Origin of the sequence: Sphingomonas glaciei, from assembly GCF_023380025.1 — a bacterium.
Lineage (GTDB): Bacteria > Pseudomonadota > Alphaproteobacteria > Sphingomonadales > Sphingomonadaceae > Sphingomicrobium > Sphingomicrobium glaciei.
In genome coordinates, this window is sequence record NZ_CP097253.1 from 1,629,722 (window position 1) to 1,654,227 (window position 24,506).

General features: G+C 67.5%; 24 protein-coding genes and 1 tRNA gene. 19 read left to right on the forward strand and 6 right to left on the reverse strand.

From position 1 onward, the window contains the following. Positions 1–8 precede the first annotated feature (8 nt). Complete coding sequence (gene flgE, locus M1K48_RS07945) at positions 9–1,307, reverse strand: flagellar hook protein FlgE (RefSeq protein ID WP_249454176.1); 1,299 nt, start codon at positions 1,305–1,307, stop codon at positions 9–11. Between the two features lie 165 nt (positions 1,308–1,472). Between flgE and M1K48_RS07950 the strand changes: the two genes are divergently transcribed. The 5 genes from M1K48_RS07950 to M1K48_RS07970 all read left to right on the forward strand — a co-directional run bounded on the left by M1K48_RS07950 (position 1,473) and on the right by M1K48_RS07970 (position 5,708). Continuing rightward, a complete protein-coding gene (locus M1K48_RS07950) occupies positions 1,473–1,877 on the forward strand; it encodes a flagellar biosynthesis repressor FlbT (RefSeq protein ID WP_249454178.1) in 405 nt (134 codons plus the stop codon). 14 nt (positions 1,878–1,891) lie between these two features. After that, a complete protein-coding gene (locus tag M1K48_RS07955; RefSeq protein ID WP_249454180.1) occupies positions 1,892–3,214 on the forward strand; it encodes a FliI/YscN family ATPase in 1,323 nt (440 codons plus the stop codon). Continuing rightward, complete coding sequence (locus M1K48_RS07960) at positions 3,211–3,612, forward strand: hypothetical protein (protein WP_249454181.1); 402 nt, start codon at positions 3,211–3,213, stop codon at positions 3,610–3,612. Before M1K48_RS07955 ends, M1K48_RS07960 begins: the two co-directional genes overlap by 4 nt. Continuing rightward, entirely contained in the window at positions 3,609–4,529 is a 921-nt protein-coding gene (locus M1K48_RS07965; RefSeq protein WP_249454183.1) for a peptidoglycan-binding protein, read from the forward strand. The genes M1K48_RS07960 and M1K48_RS07965 overlap by 4 nt, the downstream gene beginning before the upstream one ends. 180 nt (positions 4,530–4,709) lie before the next feature. Beyond that, positions 4,710–5,708 (forward strand): sigma-70 family RNA polymerase sigma factor, encoded by a 999-nt coding sequence (locus M1K48_RS07970; RefSeq protein ID WP_249454185.1) that lies wholly within the window; start codon positions 4,710–4,712, stop codon positions 5,706–5,708. A 157-nt stretch (positions 5,709–5,865) separates the two neighbouring features. Here M1K48_RS07970 and M1K48_RS07975 read toward each other — a convergent pair whose 3' ends face one another. Further along, entirely contained in the window at positions 5,866–7,740 is a 1,875-nt protein-coding gene (locus M1K48_RS07975; RefSeq protein ID WP_249454187.1) for a methyl-accepting chemotaxis protein, read from the reverse strand. A 193-nt stretch (positions 7,741–7,933) separates the two neighbouring features. Here M1K48_RS07975 and M1K48_RS07980 point away from each other — a divergent pair, with 193 nt between their 5' ends. Then, positions 7,934–9,019 (forward strand): SPL family radical SAM protein, encoded by a 1,086-nt coding sequence (locus tag M1K48_RS07980; protein WP_249454189.1) that lies wholly within the window; start codon positions 7,934–7,936, stop codon positions 9,017–9,019. Positions 9,020–9,041: 22 nt separating this feature from the next. On the opposite strand, the gene M1K48_RS07985 is transcribed toward M1K48_RS07980, so the two are convergent. From M1K48_RS07985 to M1K48_RS07995, 3 genes are all read right to left on the reverse strand, one after another. Beyond that, positions 9,042–10,088 (reverse strand): methyltransferase domain-containing protein, encoded by a 1,047-nt coding sequence (locus M1K48_RS07985; protein ID WP_249454191.1) that lies wholly within the window; start codon positions 10,086–10,088, stop codon positions 9,042–9,044. Between the two features lie 649 nt (positions 10,089–10,737). Further along, the gene (locus tag M1K48_RS07990) at positions 10,738–11,058 is read right to left on the reverse strand and encodes a hypothetical protein (RefSeq protein ID WP_249454193.1); all 321 of its coding nucleotides are present in this window, start codon (positions 11,056–11,058) and stop codon (positions 10,738–10,740) included. Between the two features lie 172 nt (positions 11,059–11,230). Next, complete coding sequence (locus M1K48_RS07995) at positions 11,231–11,578, reverse strand: hypothetical protein (protein ID WP_249454195.1); 348 nt, start codon at positions 11,576–11,578, stop codon at positions 11,231–11,233. Positions 11,579–11,708: 130 nt separating this feature from the next. Here M1K48_RS07995 and M1K48_RS08000 point away from each other — a divergent pair, with 130 nt between their 5' ends. The 7 genes from M1K48_RS08000 to hslU all read left to right on the forward strand — a co-directional run bounded on the left by M1K48_RS08000 (position 11,709) and on the right by hslU (position 18,186). Next, complete coding sequence (locus M1K48_RS08000; RefSeq protein ID WP_249454196.1) at positions 11,709–12,278, forward strand: glycoside hydrolase family 108 protein; 570 nt, start codon at positions 11,709–11,711, stop codon at positions 12,276–12,278. A gap of 62 nt (positions 12,279–12,340) precedes the next feature. Continuing rightward, a complete protein-coding gene (locus tag M1K48_RS08005) occupies positions 12,341–12,754 on the forward strand; it encodes a holin family protein (protein WP_168067270.1) in 414 nt (137 codons plus the stop codon). Positions 12,755–12,868: 114 nt separating this feature from the next. Next, positions 12,869–14,332 (forward strand): phospholipase D-like domain-containing protein, encoded by a 1,464-nt coding sequence (locus M1K48_RS08010; RefSeq protein ID WP_249454198.1) that lies wholly within the window; start codon positions 12,869–12,871, stop codon positions 14,330–14,332. Beyond that, entirely contained in the window at positions 14,332–15,252 is a 921-nt protein-coding gene (locus M1K48_RS08015; protein WP_249454200.1) for an alpha/beta hydrolase, read from the forward strand. The genes M1K48_RS08010 and M1K48_RS08015 overlap by 1 nt, the downstream gene beginning before the upstream one ends. 11 nt (positions 15,253–15,263) lie before the next feature. Further along, complete coding sequence (gene hslV / locus M1K48_RS08020) at positions 15,264–15,809, forward strand: ATP-dependent protease subunit HslV (RefSeq protein ID WP_249454202.1); 546 nt, start codon at positions 15,264–15,266, stop codon at positions 15,807–15,809. A gap of 17 nt (positions 15,810–15,826) precedes the next feature. Continuing rightward, positions 15,827–16,891, forward strand: a complete 1,065-nt coding sequence (locus M1K48_RS08025; RefSeq protein ID WP_249454203.1) for an aldo/keto reductase — start codon at positions 15,827–15,829, stop codon at positions 16,889–16,891. Next, positions 16,888–18,186: an ATP-dependent protease ATPase subunit HslU gene (gene hslU, locus M1K48_RS08030; protein ID WP_249454204.1), complete on the forward strand. Its 1,299-nt coding sequence runs from the start codon at positions 16,888–16,890 to the stop codon at positions 18,184–18,186. The genes M1K48_RS08025 and hslU overlap by 4 nt, the downstream gene beginning before the upstream one ends. Here the strand turns inward: hslU and M1K48_RS08035 are convergent. Further along, positions 18,166–18,867 carry a TIGR02117 family protein gene (locus M1K48_RS08035; protein WP_257794138.1) on the reverse strand — a complete coding sequence of 234 codons (702 nt, stop codon included), beginning with the start codon at positions 18,865–18,867 and terminating at the stop codon, positions 18,166–18,168. The genes hslU and M1K48_RS08035 overlap by 21 nt on opposite strands. Positions 18,868–18,949: 82 nt before the next feature. On the opposite strand from M1K48_RS08035, the gene M1K48_RS08040 reads away from it, so the two are divergent. The 6 genes from M1K48_RS08040 to recN all read left to right on the forward strand — a co-directional run bounded on the left by M1K48_RS08040 (position 18,950) and on the right by recN (position 24,506). Further along, a tRNA-Pro gene (locus M1K48_RS08040) sits at positions 18,950–19,026 on the forward strand. Positions 19,027–19,064: 38 nt separating this feature from the next. After that, on the forward strand, positions 19,065–19,406 hold the full coding sequence (yajC, locus tag M1K48_RS08045; RefSeq protein WP_249454206.1) for a preprotein translocase subunit YajC: 342 nt from the start codon (positions 19,065–19,067) through the stop codon (positions 19,404–19,406). Continuing rightward, positions 19,406–20,998 carry a protein translocase subunit SecD gene (gene secD / locus M1K48_RS08050; protein WP_249454208.1) on the forward strand — a complete coding sequence of 531 codons (1,593 nt, stop codon included), beginning with the start codon at positions 19,406–19,408 and terminating at the stop codon, positions 20,996–20,998. The genes yajC and secD overlap by 1 nt, the downstream gene beginning before the upstream one ends. A gap of 10 nt (positions 20,999–21,008) precedes the next feature. Then, positions 21,009–21,971 (forward strand): protein translocase subunit SecF, encoded by a 963-nt coding sequence (secF, locus tag M1K48_RS08055; protein WP_249454210.1) that lies wholly within the window; start codon positions 21,009–21,011, stop codon positions 21,969–21,971. A gap of 68 nt (positions 21,972–22,039) precedes the next feature. Beyond that, positions 22,040–22,834: an outer membrane protein assembly factor BamD gene (locus tag M1K48_RS08060; protein ID WP_249454211.1), complete on the forward strand. Its 795-nt coding sequence runs from the start codon at positions 22,040–22,042 to the stop codon at positions 22,832–22,834. A gap of 19 nt (positions 22,835–22,853) precedes the next feature. Further along, positions 22,854–24,506: a DNA repair protein RecN gene (recN, locus tag M1K48_RS08065; RefSeq protein ID WP_249454213.1), complete on the forward strand. Its 1,653-nt coding sequence runs from the start codon at positions 22,854–22,856 to the stop codon at positions 24,504–24,506.

Here is a 24,506-nt window from a genome sequence, read left to right on the forward strand (position 1 = left end):
TTGCTTCCTCACCGCTTCAGGTTGGACAGTTCCTGCAGCATGTCGTCGACCGTAGTGATGATCTTGGACGACGCGCTGTAGGCCCGCTGGAAGCGAATCATGCTGGTGAATTCGCTGGCGAGGTCGACGTTCGACCCTTCCAGCGATGAACTGGAGATCATCCCCGATCCGAGAGCGCCCGGCGGATTGATCGCCACCGCGCCGCTCGCGCTCGACAGTGCGAAGGCATTGCCGTTGAGCCTGGTCAGGCCATCGGGGTTGAGGAAGGTCGCAACCGGCAACTGGAACACCTTGCGCGAGGTACCATCGTCGAAGATCGCGCTGACCACGCCCGTCTCGTCGACCTCGATCGAGGCGAGGTTGCCGAGCACGCCGCCATCGACGCTCGAACTGATGATCGCGCTCGGGCCACTGAACTGGATCAACCCGTCGAGCTTGCCGTCGGTCCCCAGCTGGAGGTCGATCGGCTGCGCGCCTGCGCCATTGGTCCAGGTCGGGGTCAGGTCAGCGAACAGCGCAGCCGACGACCCGGCAAGGTCGAGGCTTCCATCTGGATTGAACTTGACCGTGCCGCTGGCCAGCAGGCCGTCGGTCGCGGTCACGTCGGTCGCCGGCACCGCGAAGATTTCGGCCTGCCATTCGTTGGGCGCGGTCTTGACGAAGCCCATGCTGATCCGGTGCGCCGACCCCTGCGCGTCATAGATGTCGAAGCTGCGCTGGAATTGAGGGGTGACGGTGCCTGTCGCCAGGTCGCCGGCGGTGTACGGACCGGCCAGCACCGCCGCATCGGACTGGAGGTTGGCGCGCAGCCGCAGTTGCGAAGTCGGACTGGCCGAACCAGTCAGGTCGCTCACCCGCACCGCCTGGAGCGAATCCAGCCCGGTATCGGTGAAATTGCCCGCGGCATCGAGCCGCCAGCCCTGCAGGTAATAACCGCTGGTATTGCGCAGGAAGCCCTGGACGTCGGGCTTGAAGGCACCGGCGCGGGTGAACGCCACGTCGCTGTCGGCGCCGGTCCCGGTGCGGACCACGAAGAAGCCCGCTCCGTCGATCGCCAGGTCGGTCTGGCTGCTGCTCGCCTGGATCAGGCCCTGCTTGCTGATCAGCGCCTGCGGAGCCGCCGCGACTCCGCCGGCCGAATAGGACGAGCTCAGCCCGCCCGACGTCACCAGCGTTCGGAACTCGGTCGACACTCCCTTGTAGCCGATGGTGTTGATGTTGGTGATGTTGTCGGCGACCCCCGCCATGGCGGAGGACTGGGCACCGAGGCCGGACACACCGGCGTAAAGGGCGGAATAAAGGCTCAAGGGTTGCTGGCTCCCGGTTCGGACTGGCCCGCTGCCGGTCCTTTCCTCCCTTATAGAATGGCTTCGCCGGCCGGCCCGGACACGGCAAGATTTGCCGCTCGACGCTCCGCTCTGTCGCCCGCCCGTCTAGGATGAGGGCACAGGCAGATCAGTGGAGTTGGCGCGATGACGCTCAGGATTTCTCTTCGTGACGGTGAAAAGGTGGTGATCAACGGCGCCGTCATCCGTTCCTCCGGCCGCACCGACCTTGCGATCGAAAGCAAGGTCAGCATCCTTCGCGGGCGCGAGATCATGTCCCCGGCCGAAGCCACCACCCCGGCCCGCGCGCTCTATTTCCATACCATGATGGCCTATCTCGATCCGGACGGCATCGCCCACCATCACCGGGCGATCCTCGAGGCTCTCGCCGCGGTCGGTCGGCTGACCTGTTGCGAAACCGGCCGGGAGGCGGTGGCGACCTTTGCCGCCCGCGCCGCCCAGACCGATTATTACCGCGCGCTGGGTGAATGCCGCACCCTGATGAGGCTCGAACATGACGCCCTGGCCGAGGTCGCGGAGGAGCCCGCCTGACTGCGCTCGCCGCCTTGATCGAACTGGCGCAGCGGGTCCGTGGTGCCGATCCGCACCGCCGGTTCGGGACCCTGACCCGGGTCCAGGGCGCCTGCCTCACCATCGCCGGCCTCGGCGGTGCTGCCCGGATCGGCGCGCGCCTGCACCTGGCGGGCGAAGTCGGCCCGGTCGCCGCCGAAGTCACCGCGCTCGACGGCAGCAACGCCACTGCAATGGCCTTTGCCCCGACCGAAAGCCTGGTCACCGGAACCCCGGTCGAACTGGTCGCCGCAGAGGCCTGCCTGCGCCCCTCACCGGCCTGGCTCGGCCGGGTGATCGACGGCCTTGGAACACCGCTCGACGGGCTCGGCCCCCTTCCCCAAGGCCTCCAGCCCGCCCCGCTCCGTGCCTCCCCGCCCCCGGCGGCGGAACGCAACCGGGTCGGGTCGCTGCTGGCCACCGGGGTCCGTGCGCTCGACCTGTTCGCGCCGCTCTGCGACGGACAGCGGCTCGGCCTGTTCGCCGGCTCGGGCGTCGGCAAGTCGGTGCTGCTCTCGATGCTCGCGCGCTGGGCCGACTGCGACGTCGCGGTAATCGGGCTGATCGGCGAACGCGGCCGCGAAGTGCAGGAATTCATCGCCGACGACCTGGGGCCCGACGGCCTCGCCCGCTCGGTGGTGGTGGTCGCCACCTCCGACGCCCCCGCCCTGATGCGGCGCCAGGCGGCCTTCGCTACCCTTGCCGTAGCCGAGCATTTCCGCGCCCAGGGCCTTCGCGTCCTGTGCCTGATGGACAGCGTTACCCGCTTCGCCATGGCCGGGCGCGAGATCGGCCTAGCCGCTGGCGAGCCGCCCGTCACTCGCGGCTACCCCCCATCGGTGTTCGCCGATCTCGCCCGCCTGCTCGAACGCGCCGGTCCCGGCCGCGCCGGCGAAGGCAGCATCACCGGCCTGTTCACCGTGCTGGTCGACGGCGACGACCATGACGAGCCGGTGGCCGACACCGTCCGCGGCATCCTCGACGGCCACGTGGTGATGAGCCGCCGCATTGCCGAACGCGGCCGCTATCCCGCGATCGACCTGCTGAAATCGGTCAGCCGCACCCTGCCCGACTGCCTTCCGCCACCCGACAATGCGCTCCGCCTCGAAGCGCGCCGAATCCTCTCGACCTATGCCGACATGGAAGAGCTGATCCGTCTCGGCGCCTATGCTCCCGGCGCCAGCCCCGAAGTCGATTGCGCGATCGCCGTGGCGCCCGGGATCGAGGCGCTGCTGAACCAGACGAAGGAAGACCGCGGCGATCCGGGCGCATCGTTCGCTGCCCTCGCCGGGCTGCTGGCGGCCGGGCTGGTCGCATGACCGGGCTTGCCGCCGCCATTCGCCTGCGCCGCCGTCAGCTCGACGTGCTGGCGATGACGCTGGCGGCCGAGCAGGCGACGCTCCACGCCCTCGCCAACGACGCACAGCGCCTCGAGCGGCAAAGCGTCGCCGAGCGGCATCTGGCGTCGGTCGCGCCGCTCGCCTCCGACGCCTGGTTCACCCACGGCGCCCGCCGTCTGACCGCACTGGCCGACGCCCGCACCCGGTCCGAGCGGACACTGGCCGACCTGCGCGAACAGGTGGTGCAGGTCCGCGCGCGTCTGCAATTGCTCGACGATGCCGCCGCCGAGGCGCGCCGTGCCGCCGACCGCCGCCGCGAGGCCAAGGCCGCGGCTGCCCTCGACGACCGGATCGCCGCCGGGTGGAGTCGCCTGTGAGCAGCGCACCGCCCTCGCCGCTGGCCCCGCTTCCGCCCTCGGTCCGCGCCGACCTCCTTTATCGCGCGGCCCGGTTCGAGCTCGACGGGCGCCTGTGGCAGGCCGCGCTCGGCATTGGCGGCGAGACCCCAGCGACCCCCATCGCCGAACGGCCGTCGTCGGGCCTGTTGCGCCTCGACACCCTGATCGAGGCGCTGGCCGCCGACGACCGGCTCCAGCCGGTCCTGACTCCCGAGCCAGTTACCCTGCCGCCGGCGGACCAGCCGACCGGCCCGCTCGCCCTTGGTTCCAACCAGGCGCTCGCCCCGGCGCTTGAGCGCGCGGCCGCCCGCACCGGACTCGATCCCGCCATGCTCGCGTCGATCATCGATGCCGAGGCGGCGCGGCGGCGCGACGGCAGTTGGGATCCGGCCAGCCGCAATCCGCGCTCCTCCGCCGCCGGCCTTGGCCAGTTCCTGTCCGGCACCTGGATCGACGAAGCGCGGCGGCCGGGAAGCTGGTTGCACGGCATCGCCGACGCGCAGGGCTGGCTGGCGCGCGACGGCTCGGTCAGGGCCGAGGCGCGCCCGGCCCTGCTCGCGCTGCGCACCGATCCCGCCGCCTCGATCGAAGCGATCGCCGATCACGCCGCCGCCAACCTCCGCCGCCTTGGCGCTCGCGGGTTTGCGCTGGCCGGCCGCGCCGAGACTGCCCGCGCCGCCTATCTCGCCCATCACCTCGGGCTGGGCGATGCGATGCGCTATCTGGGTGGCGGGCTGGGCGACGATCGCGCCGGCCGCTTGCTCGCCGCGCAGGTTGGCGAGGCCGCCGCCGAACGCCGCATCGCCGCCGCCGGCAGCGCCTCCGGGGCGCATCGCCAGTGGCTCGACCACTATGTCGACCAGCGCATCAGGCCGGCTCGTTTCCTGGCCGCCTGACGGGGTCATTTACCTCCGTTACGGAACGGCCGCGCCCGAACGTCACCATTCCCCTCTCCGTAGCAGCGCGATTAAATCCGCTCCGGATGGACAGGTCCATCCGGAATAACGGCCCCGGGCGCTTCCTCATCGGGCCGGGCGACAAGGGGATCATCCCCTCGCCCCACCGGGGGAATGCCAATGTCCAAGATCACGGCTGCGCTGGAAGCAGCTGTCTCCGAGATCAAGCAGTTGCAGGCAGGGACCGACGGCCGCCCGACGGCGCGCCAGCGCCGCGACGGCGACCTTGCCTTCTGCCGCCTGCTCAAGCTGCTCAGCCCGCGGTTCCGCCACTTCATCCGGCAGTACGGCCTCGGCGCCCATTGGGACGATGCCGAACAGTGCTGCGCCATTGCGGTGCACCGGGCGATCGAAGCCTATGATCCGGAAAAGGCCCAGTTCACCACCTTCGTCAACTGGCAGATCCGCGGCGAACTCCAGTCACTCCGCTTCCGGGTGATGACCGACCAGCGCCCCTCGGCGCAGAAGGTCTCGGCCACCACCGTCTCGCTCCACAATGTCACCGCGAGCGCGGACGGCGAGGAGGTCTCGCTCGAGGCCCTGATCGAGGACGAGGATGCGCTCGCCCGGACCGAGGCCTCGGCCAGCGACTACCTCGCCCGCGCCGCCGCCCAGTGCCTGATCGATGAGTTCGTCAACAAGGGCCGCCACGCCGCGCTCGAAGGCCTGCGCCGCAAGCAGCCCAAGCGCGAACTCGCCAAGGCCCTCAAGGCCGGCGGCAAGGCCGGTCTCGACGAGGAAGCGGTGGACGCGATCGAGGCCCGCCTTACCCGCGACCGCGAAATCCTGTCCGCCCGGGTGTTCGGCGAATTGGCCGACTATGACGCCCCCGAAGGCAGCGGCCTCAGCCGCGAGCAGGTCCGCCAGATCGGCAAGCGCGCCGCCAGGGTGATGGCCGAGCTCGCCGAGGTGAACCCCAACTTCCGGATCATGGCCGAGTATGGCCCGACCATCGCCAGCCGCCGCGCCCGCAGCGAGGAGCCGGTCGGCCTGCTCCCCGGGACCGCAAGCGCCGGCGGCACCCGGGTGGTCAGAATCGACGCCATCGATGCCGCCCCCGCAGCCTCCGAGTCGCCGTCCGCGAACCCGCGCCGGGGCCGGGGCCGTCTCGCCGCCTGAACCAACCCACCACCTGCGACAAGGCCTCGCTGCTCGAGCCCGTGCAGCGGGGCTTTTGCTTGGCTGACGCTGCCCCTTCCCCAGACAGCAAGATGGCCCGGCAGCACCGTGCTGCCGGGCCATCACCAGCCCAGTTAGGGGAGCTTGGGCTGGATCCCTAGAATTCGTTCCAGTCGGCCTCGATCGACCGGGTCAGCGCCTTGACCGCAGCCGCCGGAAGCGGCTTGACCGGCGACTGGTAGACGCCTTCCTTGCCAAGCGTCGGCAGCTTGGCCGCAGGCCTGACAGCAGGCGCCGTCGCAGGAACCTTGGCCCGCGCCGCCGCCCCGTCGCAGCGGAACCGCCCGGCCTGCTCGGCCAGCCCGCTGACCTCGCTCAACAGGTTGCGCGCGGCGGCCGAGGTTTCCTCCACCATCGCGGCATTCTGCTGGGTCGACTGGTCCATGCTGGCGATCGCCGCATTGATCTCGGTGATCGCGGTCGCCTGGGCCTGGTTGTCGGACGCGATCCGCCCGAGCAACTGGTGCACTTCGCCGACGTCGGCCGAGATATTCTGCAGCGCGGCATCGACCTCGCCGACCGCCTCGACCGCGGTGACGATGTCGGTCTGGGTCACGGTCAGCTGGTCGCGCGCGCGCTTGGCCTCTTCCTCGGCCCGCATCGCGAGCGCGCTGACCAGGTCGGCGACTACCGCGAAGCCGCGCCCGGCCTCGCCCGCCCGTCCGGCCTCGACCGCGGCGTTCATCGCCAGCACCCGGGTCTGGAAGGCGATCTTGTCGAGCCCCTCGATCACGCTGTCGATGCCCTTGGCGCTTTCGCTGACCCGGCCCATCGCCTGGACCGCCTGGTCGGCCACTCCGCGCCCGCCGCCGACGGTGGCGATCGCCTGGTCGGCCCGCCCGACCGTCTCGGTCGCGGCCCCGGCGGTGGCCTTGAGCCGGCCGTCCATCTGCGAGATGGCGGCGCTGGTCTCCTCGAGGCTTGCGGCGTTGCTTTCGGTGCGCCGCGCCAGGTCTTCGCTGGCCTGCGCGATTTCGCTGCTCCCGGTGCGAATTTCGGCGGTGCTCTCGGCGACCGAGCGGATCAAGGCGCCGAGGCTCGTCAGCGCGGCGTTGAAGCTGTCGCGGACCTGCGCATAGCTCGGCGGAAATTCCTCGCGGATGGAGGCGGTGAGGTCACCGCCCGCAAGCAGGTCGAGGTGGCGGCCGATCGTCCCGACTACCCGTTCCTGCTCGGTCTGGGCGCGCTGCTTTTCGGCTTCGAGGCCCGCCCGCTCCTCCGCCCGGTCGCGGAACACCGCCACCGCCCGGTTCATGGTCCCGATCTCGTCCTTGCGGTCGGTCCCTTCGATGCTGATGCGGTGATCGCCATCGGCCAGCACCCGCATCTTGTCCTGCAGGTCGAGCAAAGGCCTGACGGTCGTCGTCGAAATGATCCGGTGGGCAAGCAGCAGGGCCGCTAGCGTGCTGACGATGCTGATGGCGAGCGACCAGAGGATGTTACTCTGCACCGCCGCGCTCAATTCGGCCGACTCCCGCGCGGCCGCCTGCATCCGGACATCGTTGCGCTTGACCGAATCCTTGATGAAGGCGGCCAACCGATCGTCGGCTTCGGCAATGTCGCGCAAGGCCGCCGCGCCCTGTCCCCCCGCGCCGCGCCGGAGGGCATCGGTCAACTGCTGGTGGGCGGTCGACACCGTCGCGCGATAGTAACCGGCCCGGCTCGCCAGCTCGGGGTTGAGCTCGACCGCATGGTCGAAGCTTTCGAGCGCCTTGCGGTGATCGACATCGACGTTGCGAGCCGCGTCGCGAGCTTGGACGCTGCCTGGTGCGGCCGTCACGGTACGATAGGCTGAACGCACCATATCGGTACTGAGACGAAGACCGCGAACGAGCTGCGTGATGCTCGGCAGATGGTGATCGACCAGTACGGAGTAGCGCGCATTCACCGAACGCATCGTCCAGGCGTTCACGCCGGCGGTGACGATCGCCATCCCGCCCAGCACCAGCATCAGCGCCAGCATTTTCTTCATGATGCCGATATCTTGCAATAGCCGGTGCATCCGCCTGCCCCCCGTTCCTGAAACCCTGGGCGCTACGCGGACCCGGCCGGCGCGGCCCGTTGATGCCTCCTTATAGAGGCCGCTCGCCGCCACGCCGGACGAGCGGCGACAAACAGCCGGTCGGAAAGGGAGAAAGCGCCCGCCCCGGCTCGTTCAGGCGGCGATGGACAGGGTCTCCGCCCCAGCAACGCCGGCCCGCGCCTGGCGCCCCAGGCGGGTGCTGATCACTCGCGCCGCCCGCGACCATGCCCATGGCCGCACGATCGCCGATCGCGCCGCGGCGCTCGGCATCCCGGTCACCGAACTGTCGGGCAACCAGCTCCGCCTCGGCTCATCGGAGGACGAGCGCCGCGCTTATGCCGAGGCCAAGTCGACCTTCGCGGTGGCCGTCGCTCCACCGTCAAAGCTCCGCCTGCAGCCGATCGCCCCCAGCGCCGACTGGCGCGTCGACCTCGCCGAAGGCTGCCCGGCGCATTGCGCTTATTGCTACCTCGCGGGCTCGCTCAAGGGCCCGCCGATCACCCGCGTCTACGCCAACCTCGACGAGATCACCGCCACGCTCCCGGCCTATCTCGGCCAGGGCACGATCACCTCGCGCTCACGAACCCGCGCCCACGAAGGCACCACGTTCGAGGCCAGCTGCTATACCGATCCCCTCGCCCTCGAACCGCTGACCGGCAGCCTGGGCGAAATGATCCGGTTCTTCGGCGCGTGGGACGCCGACGTGCAGCTGCGCTTCACCAGCAAGTTCGCCGACGTCTCCTCGCTGCTGGACCTGCCTCACGGCGGCCGGACCAGGATGCGAGCCTCGATCAACCCGCCCGCCTACCACCGCTTTGAAGGCGGCACCGACCGCGTCGCCGCCCGCCTCGACGCGCTCCGGCAGATGGCCTTGGCCGGCTACAAGGTCGGGCTGACGGTCGCCCCGATCATCGCCGCCGAGGGCTGGCGCGAGGCCTATGCCGACCTGATCGCCGCCGCCGCCGCCGCGCTGCGCGGAATCCCCGGACTCGACCTCACCGCCGAGCTCATCACCCACCGCTTCACCCCCGGCAGCCGCGCGGTGCTGACCAGCTGGTATCCCGGCTCCGACCTCGAAATGGACCCCGCCCTGCGCGCGGAGAAACGGACGAAATTCGCCGGCACCAAATTTGTCTATCCGCCCGAACTGATGAAAGAACTGAAGAGCTTCTTCTACGAACAGCTGGCCGCCCGACTTCCCGAAGCCCGCATCCTCTACTGGACGTGAGGCAGCAGGCTTCGGCGCTTGCTTAACAGCAGCCGCTCAACGCAAGGCTCGGCGCTTCCGTGTCATCGAACGGTAGGGACCTACCGCAACCGGCGAAGACGCCGTAATGCTGCCTGAAATCTCCGCTGAAGTCGAAATGCCGAGCCAACCGGGTGTCCGCCAGCATCTTCCATGTATTGCCGCACACGGGAAACACCCGGCCAGCCTCGATGTGGTGGTGCTTGTCGAGGGTGAAGAGGCGTTCGGCGCCGGGGATGGTGCCGCGGTATCGGACGGCCTGGCCGTAATCCTCGCATTGCGGTTCGAGCCCGTCGAGCTTGAACAGGCGGTAGGTCGCCGAGAAGAAGCGGTGGCCGGCGACCTTCTCGGCGACGGCTGGATCTCCGATTCCGAGCGGTCGGTCGGTCACCAGGCGAGGGTCGGCGAACCCTGCTGCTTTGGCCAACGCGTCGAAGTCGCCCCAGTAGAGCGCCCCGGCAAGGCATTCGCCGTGCAACACGGGGTCGGCAAGCAGCGCCGGCGCGACCCTGCGGTCGGCATAGACGTCGGAGAAATAGAGCTCGCCGCCGGGCTTCAGCAGGCGGTGGGCAGCGCGGAACACCGCCGCCTTGTCCGCCACCAGGTTGATGACGCAGTTGGACACGATCACGTCGAAGGACGCATCGGCGAGGCCGAGATCGTCCAGCCGCTCGATGTCGCCGTGGAGGAAGCGCGTATTGGCGAAGCCGAAGCGGTCGGCGTGCCAAGCCTGATGACGCTGGGCGACCTCCAGCTGCTCGGGCGTGGCGTCGATCCCCGTGACGCTGCCGCGCGGACCGACCATCTGCGACAGGAGATAGGCATCCTGGCCCGACCCCGACCCCAGGTCGAGCACCGCGCATCCTTCGATCGCATCCGGGACGACCAGTCCGCAACCATAGTATCGGGCTCGCACCTCTTCGTGCACATTTGCGAGCGCCGCTCGGACGGCGGGCGGCGGGGCATCCGTGGTACAGCAGGCGTCGGTCCTGAGGTCGGCCGAGCCGGATAGCACCTGCCCATAATAGTTGCGGCTGTTCTCGAGATTCACGGGGTCAGTCCCTTTAAGGATTGGGCGGTGCTCATCAGACCGGAGCGTCGGGGAATAGCCGGCTCGCGACGCATGAACCCGCCACGGCACCCGCCGGTTGCGCCATCACGAAGCCCGGAACGTCACCCGGCGAAGCCCGGAGAAGCAGTCGCTCAGCGAGCGCGCCACAGTGATTGCGGGAGATGGTAAACCAGTAAGAGAGCCTCAATTTGCTTATTCCAAGTCAGTGACTGAGTGTCCACCGATGCGCGCGCTTTGGGTCACGTAACGAGAGTCCGCTTTCGACCCATTGCAGACATTAGGCCGCCCGACATATCTTCTTCGCATGAAGCGAGGACAAGGATTGTCTCGGGCCGTCGCGCCTATGTCGCCACAAGAGCTTGAGGCGCTCCCTACTGGTGCTTTACTCGCTCGTATGAAGCGGCTGCGCTGGTGCGAGGAAAGCCGAGAAAGCAGTGACTTGTCCGAAGATGAGGTAGCGTCAGCCGAACACCTCATCTTGTTTAAGGGTGATGCTTCTTGGCGTTCGGCACATGCCGACCTCAAGGCGATCCTTTCACAGCGTGAGCATGTCGAGAACAAGTCCTGAAGCGGTAACTGACAACGTCCGCTTTCCATCCATCGCGGACGTCCTTCGCAGTCTAATGCCTCATTGAGGAACCGAAGTTCCGCTTGGTCGCAAGGAGCCGAGTAGAGCCCTCGCTTCAGAGGAAACTTGTTCAATCATCTCAACGTCCTCGGTGAGATGGCACTTCTCCAGAACCAACGCGAACTCGGAAAGCCGCTCTGCCTCTTCAGGGTAGATGATTATGCCGACAAGGTGGAACGGCGACTTCGTGAGGTAGTCGTCAAGGAAGAACCTCACGAAAACATCGTCGCTAACCGACCAATCTCCTTCAGCGAGTTCTTCCAAAAGAGCGACCATTTCGGTTCGGGACCAAGGCTGAGTAAGCTGCGGCCAGTTGTCCATGCTGCACTCCCATCGGGCACTTGAGCCTTCCGTTCGGGGTAGCATGTGAACGTCCGCTTTCCGCCCGTTGCGGCCATTCGCGGCCCGTCATTACGTGGCTCATTGACGGTCAAAAGCGGACATTGCCTATTCCCAACGACAATTGAACAGCGCTTCCTGCCGTTAGGTCTTCTCACCGCACCAGCCAGCCCTGCTGCTGCAGAGTCCGCCGCCACGCCTTCTCGAAACACCCGGTCCCGGCCGACGGGCCGATATTGCTGCAACTGCCGATCCCGCTGTCTCCGTGCGAGATCCACCCCATCCGCTCGGTCATCACGCCCTTGACGTTACCGGCCGGGTCATAGGGCGCGGCAGGGTCGGTCACCTGGTAGAGGTTGCGCTGTTCGCGGCGGCCGCAGACGGTGATCACCTCGGCCTCGTCCTTCAGCCGGCATTCCTGCCGCGCGACCTCGCGCCGGGCAGCCTCGCCAAGATCGGGCCCGAAGGCGAACGCCATCATCAATAGCATGGGGCGAAGCATGCGCCCGCACCGTCCCGGCCGCAAGCACAACCGCGACGGACCTGCCAGCCCCCAAGAATTCGCTGTCCTACAACGAGCCAATTGGGTTAGCTTTCTTCGACTCGGTCCGATCAAGCCGCTGGAGCCGCCCATGACTGACGATCCTTCGAAACACAGTGTCGAACAGCTGATCGACGAACTGATCGAGCGCGAAGGCGGCTATTCCAACCATCCCGCCGACCGGGGTGGACCAACCCGTTATGGAATAACCGAAGCGGTTGCCCGCGCCCATGGCTATTCGGGGCCGATGTCGCTCCTTCCGCGGGCCGAGGCGGCGGCCATCTACCGCCGGCTCTACTGGCTCCGTCCGCGTTACGACCAGGTCGCCCGCCGCTCCGCCCGGATCGCGGCCGAACTGTTCGATACCGGCGTCAACATGGGGCCGGGGGTCGCCACCACCTTTCTCCAGCGAGCGCTGACCGCGCTCAACCGTCGCGCCAGGGATTTTCCCGATCTGGTTCCCGATGGCCGGGTCGGACCGGCTACCCTCGGCGCGCTCGACGCCTTTCTCGACCTGCGCGGCAAAGGCGGCGAGGTCGTCCTGATGCGCGCGCTCGAGGCGATGCAGGGCGAACGCTACCTGCGCCTGGCGGAGAAGCGCCCGGCCAACGAGTCATTTCTCTACGGCTGGCTCGCGAACCGTATCGGTCAGGCCGACTGACCCTGCCCACCAGTGACCTTTGTGACCTTGTTCATCTTCGCACCCTCTACAGGACGCTCCGCATGCCCCTCATCGATGCCATCATCAGCCCGCTCGGCAAGCTCATCGACAAGATCATTCCCGACCCCCGCGAACGCGATCGCGCGAAGCTCGAACTGCTCAAGCTCGAAGGCGATCAGGAAGCGGCGCAGATCGGCCAGCAGATGCAGGCGATCATCGCCGAGGCCAATAGTCACGATCCGTGGACCAGCCGCGCCCGGCCGAGCTTCCTCTACGTCATGTACGTGCTGATGCTGTGGTCGATCCCGATGGGGCTGATCGCCGCGGTCGATCCGGCCAAGGCCACGGCCATTTCCGCCGGCATGACAGCCTACCTGCGCGGGCTGCCCGACGAACTCTACACCCTCTTCGGCACCGGCTATCTCGGCTACACCGCCGCCCGGACCTGGGGCAAGGTCAAGGGCGCCGAGCGCTGACCGTCCCTACCTCCCCGGAGGAGTGACCGCCTAAAGCGCTTGCATCGCTCCGCCTCTGGAACGATCCTTCCTTTCCGCACTTCTGCATGAAGGCGGACAGGAGGGATCGTTTTCGTGGGGCCAAAGCTCGAACCGGGTCGTAATTGCTGGCGGATCGAGCAGGCCGGCCGGGCATCGGTGATCGTCGACGCCGCCGATTATTATCACATCATCCGCCATATGATGGAGCGCGCCGAGCGGCGCATCCTGATCATCGGCTGGGATTTCGACCCCCGCATCCTGCTCGACCGCGACGACAGTCGCGAAAGCCTTGGCGACTTCCTGCTCGGTGTCGCCAAGAAGAAGCCCGGCGTGGACATCCGGATCCTCAAGTGGGACCTCGGCGCGCTGAAGCTGCTGGTGCGCGGCAAGGCGCTTGCCTGGCTCGCACGCCTCGCATGGCAGAAGTCGATCAAGTTCACCCTCGACCACGCCCACCCAGCCGGCTGCAGCCACCACCAGAAGATCGTGGTGATCGACGACAGCTTCGCCATCTGCGGCGGGATCGACATGACCGGCGACCGCTGGGACAAGTCCGAACATCGCGACAAGGAACCCGGCCGGGTCCGCCCCAACGGCAAGCCCTATGGACCGTGGCACGACGTCACCATGGCGGTCGACGGCCCGCTCGCCCGCGCTCTTGCCGAACTCAGCCGCGACCGCTGGCGCCGCGCGACCGGCGAGGAACTGCCCGAGCTCGAGCCACGCGACGACCTGTGGCCCGACGAACTCGACCCCCATTTCACCGACGCCCGCTTCGCCATTGCCCGAACGCAAGCCGCCTACAAGGAATGGGAAGACGTCCGCGAGGTCGAGGGGTTGTTCGTCGACGCGATCGAAAGCGCCCGCCGCTTCATCTACATCGAGAACCAGTATTTCACCTCGCCCCGCATCGCCGCCGCCATCATGCGCCGAATGGAAGCGCCCGACCCGCCCGAGATCGTGCTGGTCACGCCGATCACTGCCGACGGCTGGCTCGAGCAGGTGGCGATGGACGCGACCCGGCTGCGGCTGATGAAGATCATCGGTGCGGTCGACCCGGAGGACCGCTTCCGCATCTATACGCCCAAGACCAAGGGCGGGCAGGACATCTACGTCCACGCCAAGGTGATGATCGTCGACGACGCCTTTCTCAAGATCGGCTCAGCCAACATGAACAACCGCAGCCTCGGTCTCGACAGCGAATGCGATCTCGCCCTGATCGACGAGGAAGAGCACCGCGCCTGCGTCCGCGCCGTGCGCGAGCGGCTGATGGCCGAACATCTCGGCGCGACTGAGGAACAGGTCCGTCATACCTTCGAGCGGACCGGCTCGCTGCGTGCCACCATCGCGGAACTGACCCAACCCGGCGAGCGCCGGCTCGATCCGCTCCCCTACGAAAAGCCCGAAGGCGCCGCCTCCTTCATCGCTGAAACCGAACTGCTCGATCCCAAGAGCCCTGATGCGATGTTCGAGGGGATGACCCGTCGCACCCTGTTCGATCCCCTACGCGGTCGCTTCAAGGCGCTCCGCCGCCGGGGGCAGAAGCTGCCGGTCTGATGCCTCGCTCGCTTCAGCGTCGTCGCTGGCGCAACATCCCCCGTGTCGCCGCCGAGCTGGTCGACCGCTTCGGGTGGAGCCCGGTGGCGCTGCTCAACACCATCGACCGGCTGACCCCCGGCCGCGGCGACCGCGCGCGCAAGGTCGGCGACGGGATCGCCTACGGCCCGCTCGGCCGCCACAAGCTCGACGTCTGGTCCCCCTCGCACCCGGACAACGCCAGGCTGCCGGTGATCATCTTCTTCTACGGCGGCGGATGGCATGCTGGCGAGCGCGGCGACTATGGTTTCGCCGCCGCGGCCTTCGCCGGCCAAGGCTTCATTGCCGTGCTTCCCGACTACCGCCTGGTGCCCGACGTCCGCTTTCCAGGCTTCCTCGAGGACGCCGCTCTGGCCGTGCGCTGGGTGGCCGCGCACGTCGCCGAATATGGCGGCGACCCCGGCAAGATCAGCGTCGCCGGGCACAGCGCCGGCGCTTATATCGCCGCCATGCTGGCGCTCGACCCGCGCTGGCTCGGCACTGTCCAGCTCCGGCCAGAGACGATCCGCGCCGGCGTACTGCTGTCCGGCCCGTTCGACTTCGCCCCGTTCCGCGAATGGCGCGGCCGGGCCACCTTCGGCGCCTACCACGACCCGGCCGACACACAGCCGATCAATCATGTCCGCGCCGACGCCCCGCCGCTGCTGCTCCAGCATGGCTCGTCGGACCGGCTGGTCTATGCCAAGAACAGCCGCAGCCTCGACGCCGCGCTGACCCGAGCCGGCGCGCCGCATGAGCTGCGCATCTACAAGGGCTGCGACCATGCCGGCACCGCAGTGGCGTTGTCCCGTCCGTTCCGCGGGCGCCATCCGGTGCTTGCGGATGCCACCCGTTTCTTGCGCTCGGTGCTGGGGCTTCCCACTTCTCCGCCAACAGCATGAGCGGGACAGTAATGGAACAATGGCACGGCACCACCATCATCGGGGTGCGCAAGGACGGCCGCACGGTGATCGCCGGCGACGGCCAGGTAAGCATGGGCAATACGGTGATGAAGCCCAACGCCCGCAAGGTGCGGCGGCTGGGCAAGGACGGCAAGGTGATCGCCGGATTCGCCGGGGCGACCGCCGACGCCTTCACCCTGTTCGAGCGGCTGGAGAAGAAGCTCGAGACCCATCACGGTCAATTGCTCCGCGCTGCGGTCGAGCTGGCCAAGGACTGGCGCACCGACAAATTCCTGCGCAATCTTGAAGCATTGATGATCGTCGCCGATGCCGACACCTTGCTGGTGATTACCGGCAATGGCGACGTGCTCGAACCCGAAGCCAGCAACGAGACGATCATCGCGGCGATCGGCAGCGGCGGCAATTATGCCCTGTCGGCGGCCAAGGCGCTGGTCGATTACGAACCCGACCCCGAAAAGCTCGCCCGCAAGGCTATGGCGATCGCCGCCGAGGTGTGCGTCTTCACCAATGACCGCGTGGTTGTCGAGACGGTCTGAATCGCAAAGGATTTCCCATGCTTTATTCAAGGCTCGGCACGTCCGGCCTGATCGTCTCGCGCCTGAGTCTCGGGACGATGACCTTCGGCACCGGCGGCGGCAATCAGGCCATTGCCAAGACCGACCCGACCGCAGCCGGTCGGATCCTCGACCGGGCGATCGACGCCGGGGTCAATTTCATCGACACCGCCGACGTCTATTCCGAGGGCCAGTCGGAAGAGATGCTCGGCCAGCTGATCCGCGACAAGCGCAAGGATCTGGTGGTCGCGACCAAGGCCGGGTGGCGCAGCGGCAAGCCGCTCCATCGCAGCGGACTGTCGGCGGCCCATCTTCACGCGTCGATCGATGAAAGCCTGGCCCGGCTCGGCACTGACTATACCGACGTCTACATCGCCCACCGCAACGACGATCAGACCCCGCTCGAGGAGACGTTGCAGGCGCTCGACGCGATCGTGCGCTCGGGCAAAGCGCGCTACCTTGGCGTGTCTAACTGGGCGCCGTGGAAGGTCGCCGCCGCGCTCGAGCTGCAGCGCGCCAATGGCTGGGTGCCGTTCACCCACGTCCAGATGATGTACCACCTGCTCGGACGCGGCATCGAGCAGGAGATGACCGGGATGCTGGCGCATTACGGGCTCGGCCTGACCGCATGGAGCCCGCTGGCGGGCGGTTTCCTGTCAGGCAAATACACCCGCGAGAACCTCGCCGACCCGAACTTCCGCTTGTCGGGCTTCGACATGATCCCTTTCGACAAGGAGCATGGTTTCGCCCTGGTCGAGCAGATGCGCGGCATCGCCGATGCGCACGGCGTCAGCGTGGCGCAGGTCGCGCTGGCCTGGCTGCTTTCTAAGCCAGCGGTGTCGAGCGTCATTGTCGGCGCGTCGAAGATCGAGCAGATTGACGACAATCTCGCCGCGGCGGACCTGGCGCTCAGCGCTGACGAGCTCGCCGCACTCGACAAGGCGACCGCGCCCAAGCCCGATTACCCGGCCTGGGTGACCCGCGTCGTCGACCAGCCCATCACTAACGCCCTCGCCGCCAAGCCTGGCGAGCGCCCGACTCTCGAGGCCCCCAACGTCGTATGAACGAGAACCTGACTCCCAAAACAATTGTCGCTGCGCTGGACGATCACATCATCGGCCAGACCGATGCCAAGCGCGCGGTTGCCGTGGCGCTCCGCAATCGCTGGCGGCGTCAGCAGCTGGGTGACGAACTGCGCGACGAGGTCACGCCCAAGAACATCCTGATGATCGGGCCGACCGGGTGCGGCAAGACAGAGATCAGCCGCCGCCTGGCGAAGCTGGCCGACGCGCCGTTCGTCAAGGTCGAAGCGACCAAGTTCACCGAGGTCGGCTACGTCGGCCGCGACGTCGAGCAGATCGCCCGCGACCTGGTCGAGGAAGCCGTCCGCCTAGAGAAGGAACGCCGCCGCGAGCGCGTCCGACAAGCCGCCGAGGAGGCGGCGATGGAGCGGCTGCTCGACGCACTGACCGGCAAGGGTTCCAGCGAGGCGACCCGCGCCTCCTTCCGCCAGCGCTTCGCCGACGGCAGCCTCGACAGCGCCGAAGTCGAGATCGAGGTGACCGAAGCGCCCTCCGCGCCATTCGATCTGCCGGGCCAGGGTGGCATCGGGATGATCAACATCAGCGAGATGATGAGCAAGGCGATGGGCGGCGCCCCCAAGAAGCGGCGCAAGCTCAAGGTTCCTGCCGCCTTTGCCAAGCTGACAGACGAAGAGGCCGACAAGCGTCTCGACCAGGACGACGTGACCCGCGCCGCGCTGGCCGATGCGGAAGCGAACGGCATCGTGTTCCTGGACGAGATCGACAAGATCGCGGTCAGCGACGTGCGCGGCGGCTCGGTCAGCCGCGAGGGTGTGCAGCGCGACCTGCTGCCGCTGATCGAGGGCACCACCGTTGCGACCAAGTACGGGCCGCTCAAGACCGACCACATATTGTTCATCGCGTCAGGCGCGTTCCACGTCGCCAAGCCGTCCGACCTGCTTCCCGAGCTCCAGGGCCGCCTGCCGATCCGGGTCGAGTTGAAGGCGCTGACCGAAGATGACTTCGTACGGATCCTGTCGGCGACCCGGGCCAGCCTGACCGAGCAATATCGGGCCCTGCTGGCGACCGAGGAAGTGACCATCGAGTTCGCCGAGGACGGCATCCGCGCGCTGGCCCGGATCGCGGCGGAGGTGAACGAGAGCATCGAGAATATCGGTGCCCGCCGCCTCCAGACGGTGATGGAGAAGCTGCTCGAGACCATCAGCTTCGAGGCCGAGGATCGCCGCGGCGAAAGCCTGATGGTGGACGCCGCCTTCGTCGAAGCGCAGCTCAGCGACCTCGCCCGCAACACCGACCTATCGCGCTACGTCCTCTAGCTCGACCCGGCGGTAGCGCCACATAAGTCCGGTCGCGAACGGGGTCCAAGCGCTGGTCTTCACCCCGGCGAGCCTGAGCCGGTCCGCCACCCACTGGTTGCAGGTCTGCACCGCGCTGGCCCTCCCCCGCGCCTCATAGAAGGCGTCGTCGGGACCATAGCCCGGATGATCGATGCGCCGCGGCTGGCCGTCGAACTCGGCCCTGATCGCCGACCACAATCGGCGATATTCCTCCGGCCGCAACCGGATCGCCCTAAGTTCGAACCCGGGCTTGGCGGTCTGGTCGACGTGCAGCACCCGCTCTCCACTGCTCAGCGCCGCCCAAACGGTGCGGGGCGTGAGATCGCCCCAGGTCGGCGTCTCCAGATAGACCCGCCGCTCTCCCGCACCGAAGCCGTACCAGCGGACAGGCAGGGGCGGGTCCGCCACATCGCTCGGGGGCAGCACAGTGCTCCAATCCAGGCCCTGCGCGCGCGCGGGCATGACGATGTCCACGTGGATACCATTGGAGCGCAGGTAGATTGTGGTGCCTTCCGCTGGCTCCTGCCAACCGCGATTGACCGGCAGCAGGCTCCCAGCCACCGCAGCGAGCAGATAGGCGAGCGGAAGAGCGGCAAGCGCGAGCCAAAGTCGCCTCCCCAGGCCCCTTTTACGGCCTCGCCGCTTTGCCCCTCGTGTCACTGCGGCCAAACCCTGCCTTGCCTAATCGGTCCACCCCAACTATCTGCGCCGCACGTCGCCTGCTAGCCAGCGCGGCACCGGTCGGGGCGTAGCGCAGCCTGGTAGCGCATCACACTGGGGGTGTGGGGGTCGCAGGTTCGAATCCTGTCGCCCCGACCATTTTTCTTCCTTGAAGCAGGAAAAGAGCCGCGACGCCGATGCCCGAGTTGAGCCTGACCCTCGCAGCCGCAGCGCCTGGAGCGCCGGGCGGTGCCGCTGCCTTCATCATGCAGATCTTCCCGTTCCTGCTGATCTTCGTGATCTTCTACTTCCTGATGATCCGGCCCCAGCAGAAGAAGGTGCGCGAGCACCAGACCATGATCGGTGCGGTCAAGAAGGGTGACGAGGTGATCACCGCCGGTGGCATCCGTGGCCGCGTGACCCGCGTCGTCGACGAGCGCGAAGTCGAAGTCGAGATCGCACAGGGCGTGAGAGTCCGCGTGGTCCGCTCGACCCTGTCGCAGGTGCTCAACCAGACGCCCAAGGGCGCGAACGACTGATGTTCGACCTCCCGCGGTGGAAGATCTGGGGGATCTTTCTGGCGATCGCGCTGGGCATCGCCTTCGCTATCCCGAGCTTTTTCCCCAAGAGCCAGGTCGCGACTTGGCCTAGCTTCGTCCCGCGCACCCAGATCGCGCTCGGCCTCGACCTTGCCGGCGGCAGCCAGCTGCTCCTCGAAGCCGACCTTGCCGACGCCGAGAAACAGCGCCTCGCGGCGATGGAGGACAGCGTCTCGCAGGAACTGCGCCGCGCCCCCCGCATCCAGGCCGGGGACATCTCGACCTCGGGCGGTCGGATCAATTTCATCCTGCGCGATCCGACCCAGCTCGACGCCGCGGTTGAGCGCCTGCGCACCCTTACCGCCGGGGTCGGCCTGACCGGCACGCGGACCTGGAACGTCAGCACCGCCGACGGCAACCGGGTCATCATGACCCCCACGCCCGAAGGCGCCCAGCAGGCGGTCAAGGACGCCATGACCGTCGCCCGCGACGTGGTGCGCCGCCGGATCGACCCGTCGGGTACCCGCGAGGTCACCGTCATCAATCAGGGCGCGAACCGTATCCTGGTGCAGGTGCCGGGTGTTGACGATCCCGAGGCGCTGAAGCGCCTGATCGGCCAGACCGCCCGCCTCGAATTCAAGTTGGTCGACCAGCGCGCCGACCAGAACCAGGTCGCCCAGGGCCGCGCGCCCGCTGGGAGCCAGGTCCTTCCGATGATCGACGGCTCCGGCGCGATCGCGGTCCAGCGGCGGGCGATGGTGTCGGGCGAGAATGTCAGCCAGGCGACTCAGGCGTTTGACCAGCAGACCGGCGCACCGGTCGTAACCATCCGCTTCGACACCGCGGGTGCCCGCCGGTTCGCGCGCGCCACGACGGAAAACGTCAACAAGCCGTTCGCGATCATCCTCGACAACAAGGTGCTGTCCGCCCCCAACATCAACGAGCCGATCATCGGCGGCACTGCGCAGATCAGTGGTAACTTCACCGTTGAAACCGCCAGCGAACTCGCCGTGGCATTGTCGTCGGGCAAGCTGCCGGTGAAGCTCGACGTGATCGAGGAGCGCACCGTCTCGGCCGAGCTCGGACGCGACTCGATCGAGAAGGGCCTGATCGCCTCGGCTGCCGCGGTTCTGGCCGTGATGATCTTCATGATCGTCACCTACGGCCGGTTCGGGGTCTATGCGAACATCGCGCTGCTGGTGAATGCGTTCATGATCCTCGCGATCATGGGGATCTTCGGCTCCGCGCTGACCCTGCCCGGTATCGCCGGCTTCGTGCTGACCATCGGTGCGGCGGTGGACGCCAACGTGCTGATCAACGAGCGCATTCGCGAAGAACAGAAACGTGGTCGCAAGCTGCTCGACGCGATCGACACCGGCTACAAGGAGGCGTCGACCGCCATCTTCGATGCGAACATCACCAACACCATCGCCGCCGCGCTGATGTGGTATTTCGGCTCGGGCCCGGTGCGCGGCTTCGCCATCGTGCTGCTGATCGGCATCATCACGTCCGTATTCACCGCGGTGAACTTCACCCGCCTGCTGGTCGCCCTGTGGGTGCGCGCCAAGCGGCCGCGCGAACTGCATATCTGAGGCCGATGCCATGAAGCTGCTGAAGCTCGTCCCCGACAACACCAACATCGACTTCATGAAGGTGCGCAATATCGCCCTTATCCTGTCGATCCTGGTGACGGTCGCCAGCCTTGCGCTGGTCGGCATCCGCGGGCTCAACCTGGGCGTCGATTTCATCGGCGGGCAGGTGGTCCGGACCACCTTTGCGCAGCCGGTCGGGATCGAGGACCTGCGGAGCCGCGTCGATGCATTGGACGTCGGTGAAGCCAGCATTCAGGAATTCGGCGACGGCAAGACCTACCAGATCCGCCTGCCCCGTCCCGACGGCCCCGAATCGCAGGCCGCCGCGATCACCGGGAAGGTCCGGACCATGCTCCAGACGAACTATCCGGGAGTCACGGTCGGCGCCGCCGAAGCGGTATCGGGCAAGGTTTCCGACGAACTCGCGCGCGACGGCTTCTTGGCGATCACGCTCGCCATGCTCGGCGTCGCCATCTACATCTGGTTCCGGTTCGAATGGCAATTCGGCGTCGGCGCCCTCGTCACCCTCGGCCACGACGTCGCGCTGATCCTCGGCTTCTTCGCGCTGACCCAGTTGCAGGTCGACCTCAATATCGTCGCCGCCTTCCTCGCGGTGGTCGGCTATTCGCTCAACGACACCGTGGTGATCTACGACCGCATCCGCGAGAACCTTCGCAAGTATCGCAAGATGCAGATCGTGCCGATGCTCAACCTGTCGCTGAACGAGACGCTGTCGCGGACAATCGTCACCTCGGGTTCGATCATGCTGGCGTTGGCGACCCTGCTGATCTTCGGCCCGGACGTGATCTTCGGCCTCACCGCCGCGATCCTGCTCGGCACCTTCATCGGCACCTATTCGTCGATCTACATCTCGGCCCCGATCTTGGTCTGGCTCGGGATCAAGCCCGACAGCTTCCTCAAGGTCGAGGACAAGGCGCCGAACCTGGCGGGCAGCGACGGAGCGGTGGTGTAAGGAGCGGTTCAGCCGCCCTCCCCCATCAGCGCTTGGCCTCCCTCCCCGACTGCCCTAGAAGGCCGCCCATGCCCAAGACCAATCGCCTCCTTCTTCTCGCGCTGAGTGTCGCGGTGGTCCTCCCCGCCGCCGGCTGTGCCCGTAACCGCGCCAAGTCCGACACCGCCTATGTCGCGCGCGACGTCAACACGCTGTACGCGCTGGCCAAGGGCCGGCTCGACAAGGGCGACTACACCACCGCCGCCAAGACCTTCGACGAGGTCGAGCGCCAGCATCCCTATTCGGTCTGGGCCCGCCGCGCCCAGCTGATGAGCGCCTTCAGCTATTATATGGCGAAGACCTATCCCGACGCGATCAGCTCGGCCCAGCGCTTCCTGACCATCCATCCGGGCAACAAGGACGCGCCCTACGCGAACTATCTGATCGCGATGAGCTATTACAACCAGATTGCCGACGTCACGCGCGACCAGAAGATCACCACCCAGGCGAGCGATTCCTTCCAGGAACTGATCCGCCGCTATCCCGAAAGCCGCTATGCCGCCGATGCGCGGTTGAAGCAGGATCTGATCAACGATCAGCTGGCCGGCAAGGAAATGGAAGTCGGTCGCTATTATCAGCGCTCGGGCAACTGGCTGGCGAGCGTCAATCGCTTCCGCGAAGTGGTCGACAAGTATCAGACCACCACCCACGCCCCCGAGGCGCTGATGCGGCTGACCGAAAGCTACCTCGCGCTCGGCACCCCGGACGAGGCGGTCAAGTCGGCCGCGGTGCTCGGCCGCAACTACCCCGGGACGGTTTGGTACGAGCGCGCCTATGCGCTGATCCAGCGGCACGTCCCGAACGCACCGCGACAGGCGGCTTGAGGACAGAAGCCGAGCCGACATGCTGAGGCAACTCGTCATCCGTGACGTGGTGCTGATCGATCGGCTTACCCTCGACTTTGGCGACGGCTTGGGCGTGCTCACCGGCGAGACCGGGGCAGGCAAGTCGATCCTGCTCGATTCGCTCGGCCTGGCGATGGGCATGCGCGCCGACAGCGGGCTGGTCCGCTCGGGTCAGGATAGTGCCTCGGTCACGGCCGAGTTCGACCTTCAGGGTAGCCATCCCGCCCTTACCGTGGTCGAGGATGCCGGCATCGAGAGCGAGGCCGGCGAACCCCTGATCTTTCGCAGGACGTTGAAGGCCGACGGCGGAAGCCGCGCCTTTCTCGGCGGCGGCGCGGTCCCGGCGGCGGTGCTGCGCGAGGCGGCCGGCACATTGGTCGAGATCCACGGCCAGCACGATGATCGCGGCCTGCTCAATCCCAAGGGCCACCGCGCCCTGCTCGACAATTTCGGGCGGATCGACCTTGCGCCGGTCGCCAGAGCGTGGACCCGCCTCGCCGACCTGCGGAGCGAACTCGATGCGCTGCGGCGGGCGGCCGCCGACGCTGACCGCGACCGCGACTTCCTCGACCACAGCATCGATGAACTGGCCAAGCTCGGGCCCGAGGAGGGCGAGGAGCAGAGGCTGGCCGAAAAACGCGCCGCGATGAAGCAGTTCGCGCGGGTGCAGGACGATCTCGACGGCTTGGCAGGCCTGTTCACCGGCTCGGACGGCGGGCTGTCGCAACTGCGCCAGGCGGCGCGGCGGCTCGAGCGGGTCGCCGAGGCCCATCCGCTGCTGGCCGAGGCGCTGGGTGCGCTCGACCGGGCCCTGGTAGAGGGCGGTGAGGCGGAAGAGAAAGTGATCGCCGCGCAGCGCGACCTCGCTTTCTCCCCCGAGGAGCTGGACGAGGCCGAAGCGCGCCTGTTCGAGCTTCGTGGCCTCGCCCGCAAGCACCGGGTCGAACCCGACCAACTGGCCGAACTGCTCGACCGGATGCGCGACCAGCGGCAGGCGGTCGATGCCGGGGAAAGCCGGATCGCCGAGCTGGAAAGGGCATTGGCGGTCGCGCAGAGCGATTTCACGGCTGCGAGCGAGGCGCTGACCGCGGCCCGGGTCGTTGCAGCGAGTCGGCTGGATGCGGCGGTTGAGGCCGAACTTGCGCCGCTCAAGCTGGAAGCCGCGCGTTTCCGCACTGTGGTGGCGGCGGGCGATCCCGGCGTTTCAGGCAGCGACCGGGTCGAATTCGAGGTCTCGACCAATCCTGGCGCCCCGTTCGGCGCCTTGACCAAGATTGCATCGGGCGGCGAATTGTCCCGCTTCATTCTGGCGCTCAAGGTCGCGCTGGCGGAAGAAGGCGGCGCGTCGACCATGATCTTCGACGAGATCGATCGCGGGGTCGGCGGCGCGGTAGCGAGCGCGATCGGCGAGCGGCTGGCCCGCCTGGCCACCCGCAGCCAGTTGCTGGTCGTGACCCACAGCCCGCAGGTCGCGGCGCGGGCGAGCCGCCATTACCGGATCGAGAAGAGCCACGGCGACGAGGGAACGCGCACCACCGTCCGCCTGCTCGACGCCGACGAGCGGCGCGAGGAGATCGCGCGGATGCTGTCGGGTGCGGCGGTCACCGAGGAAGCGCGCGCCCAGGCCGCGCGCCTGCTCGAAACCGCCTGA

Bases quoted from the DNA above. Each gene is read 5' to 3' on its own strand.
- M1K48_RS07970 (WP_249454185.1), top strand. From the start codon at position 4,710: ATGTCCAAGATCACGGCTGCGCTGGAAGCAGCTGTCTCCGAGATCAAG.
- M1K48_RS08015 (WP_249454200.1), top strand. From the start codon at position 14,332: ATGCCTCGCTCGCTTCAGCGTCGTCGCTGGCGCAACATCCCCCGTGTC.
- M1K48_RS08005 (WP_168067270.1), top strand. From the start codon at position 12,341: ATGCCCCTCATCGATGCCATCATCAGCCCGCTCGGCAAGCTCATCGAC.
- secD (WP_249454208.1), top strand. From the start codon at position 19,406: ATGTTCGACCTCCCGCGGTGGAAGATCTGGGGGATCTTTCTGGCGATC.
- M1K48_RS07995 (WP_249454195.1), bottom strand. From the start codon at position 11,578: ATGCTTCGCCCCATGCTATTGATGATGGCGTTCGCCTTCGGGCCCGAT.
- M1K48_RS08025 (WP_249454203.1), top strand. From the start codon at position 15,827: ATGCTTTATTCAAGGCTCGGCACGTCCGGCCTGATCGTCTCGCGCCTG.
- M1K48_RS07990 (WP_249454193.1), bottom strand. From the start codon at position 11,058: ATGGACAACTGGCCGCAGCTTACTCAGCCTTGGTCCCGAACCGAAATG.
- M1K48_RS07960 (WP_249454181.1), top strand. From the start codon at position 3,211: ATGACCGGGCTTGCCGCCGCCATTCGCCTGCGCCGCCGTCAGCTCGAC.
- M1K48_RS08060 (WP_249454211.1), top strand. From the start codon at position 22,040: ATGCCCAAGACCAATCGCCTCCTTCTTCTCGCGCTGAGTGTCGCGGTG.
- M1K48_RS07950 (WP_249454178.1), top strand. From the start codon at position 1,473: ATGACGCTCAGGATTTCTCTTCGTGACGGTGAAAAGGTGGTGATCAAC.
- hslU (WP_249454204.1), top strand. From the start codon at position 16,888: ATGAACGAGAACCTGACTCCCAAAACAATTGTCGCTGCGCTGGACGAT.
- secF (WP_249454210.1), top strand. From the start codon at position 21,009: ATGAAGCTGCTGAAGCTCGTCCCCGACAACACCAACATCGACTTCATG.
- M1K48_RS07975 (WP_249454187.1), bottom strand. From the start codon at position 7,740: ATGAAGAAAATGCTGGCGCTGATGCTGGTGCTGGGCGGGATGGCGATC.
- recN (WP_249454213.1), top strand. From the start codon at position 22,854: ATGCTGAGGCAACTCGTCATCCGTGACGTGGTGCTGATCGATCGGCTT.
- hslV (WP_249454202.1), top strand. From the start codon at position 15,264: ATGGAACAATGGCACGGCACCACCATCATCGGGGTGCGCAAGGACGGC.
- M1K48_RS08000 (WP_249454196.1), top strand. From the start codon at position 11,709: ATGACTGACGATCCTTCGAAACACAGTGTCGAACAGCTGATCGACGAA.
- yajC (WP_249454206.1), top strand. From the start codon at position 19,065: ATGCCCGAGTTGAGCCTGACCCTCGCAGCCGCAGCGCCTGGAGCGCCG.
- M1K48_RS07980 (WP_249454189.1), top strand. From the start codon at position 7,934: ATGGACAGGGTCTCCGCCCCAGCAACGCCGGCCCGCGCCTGGCGCCCC.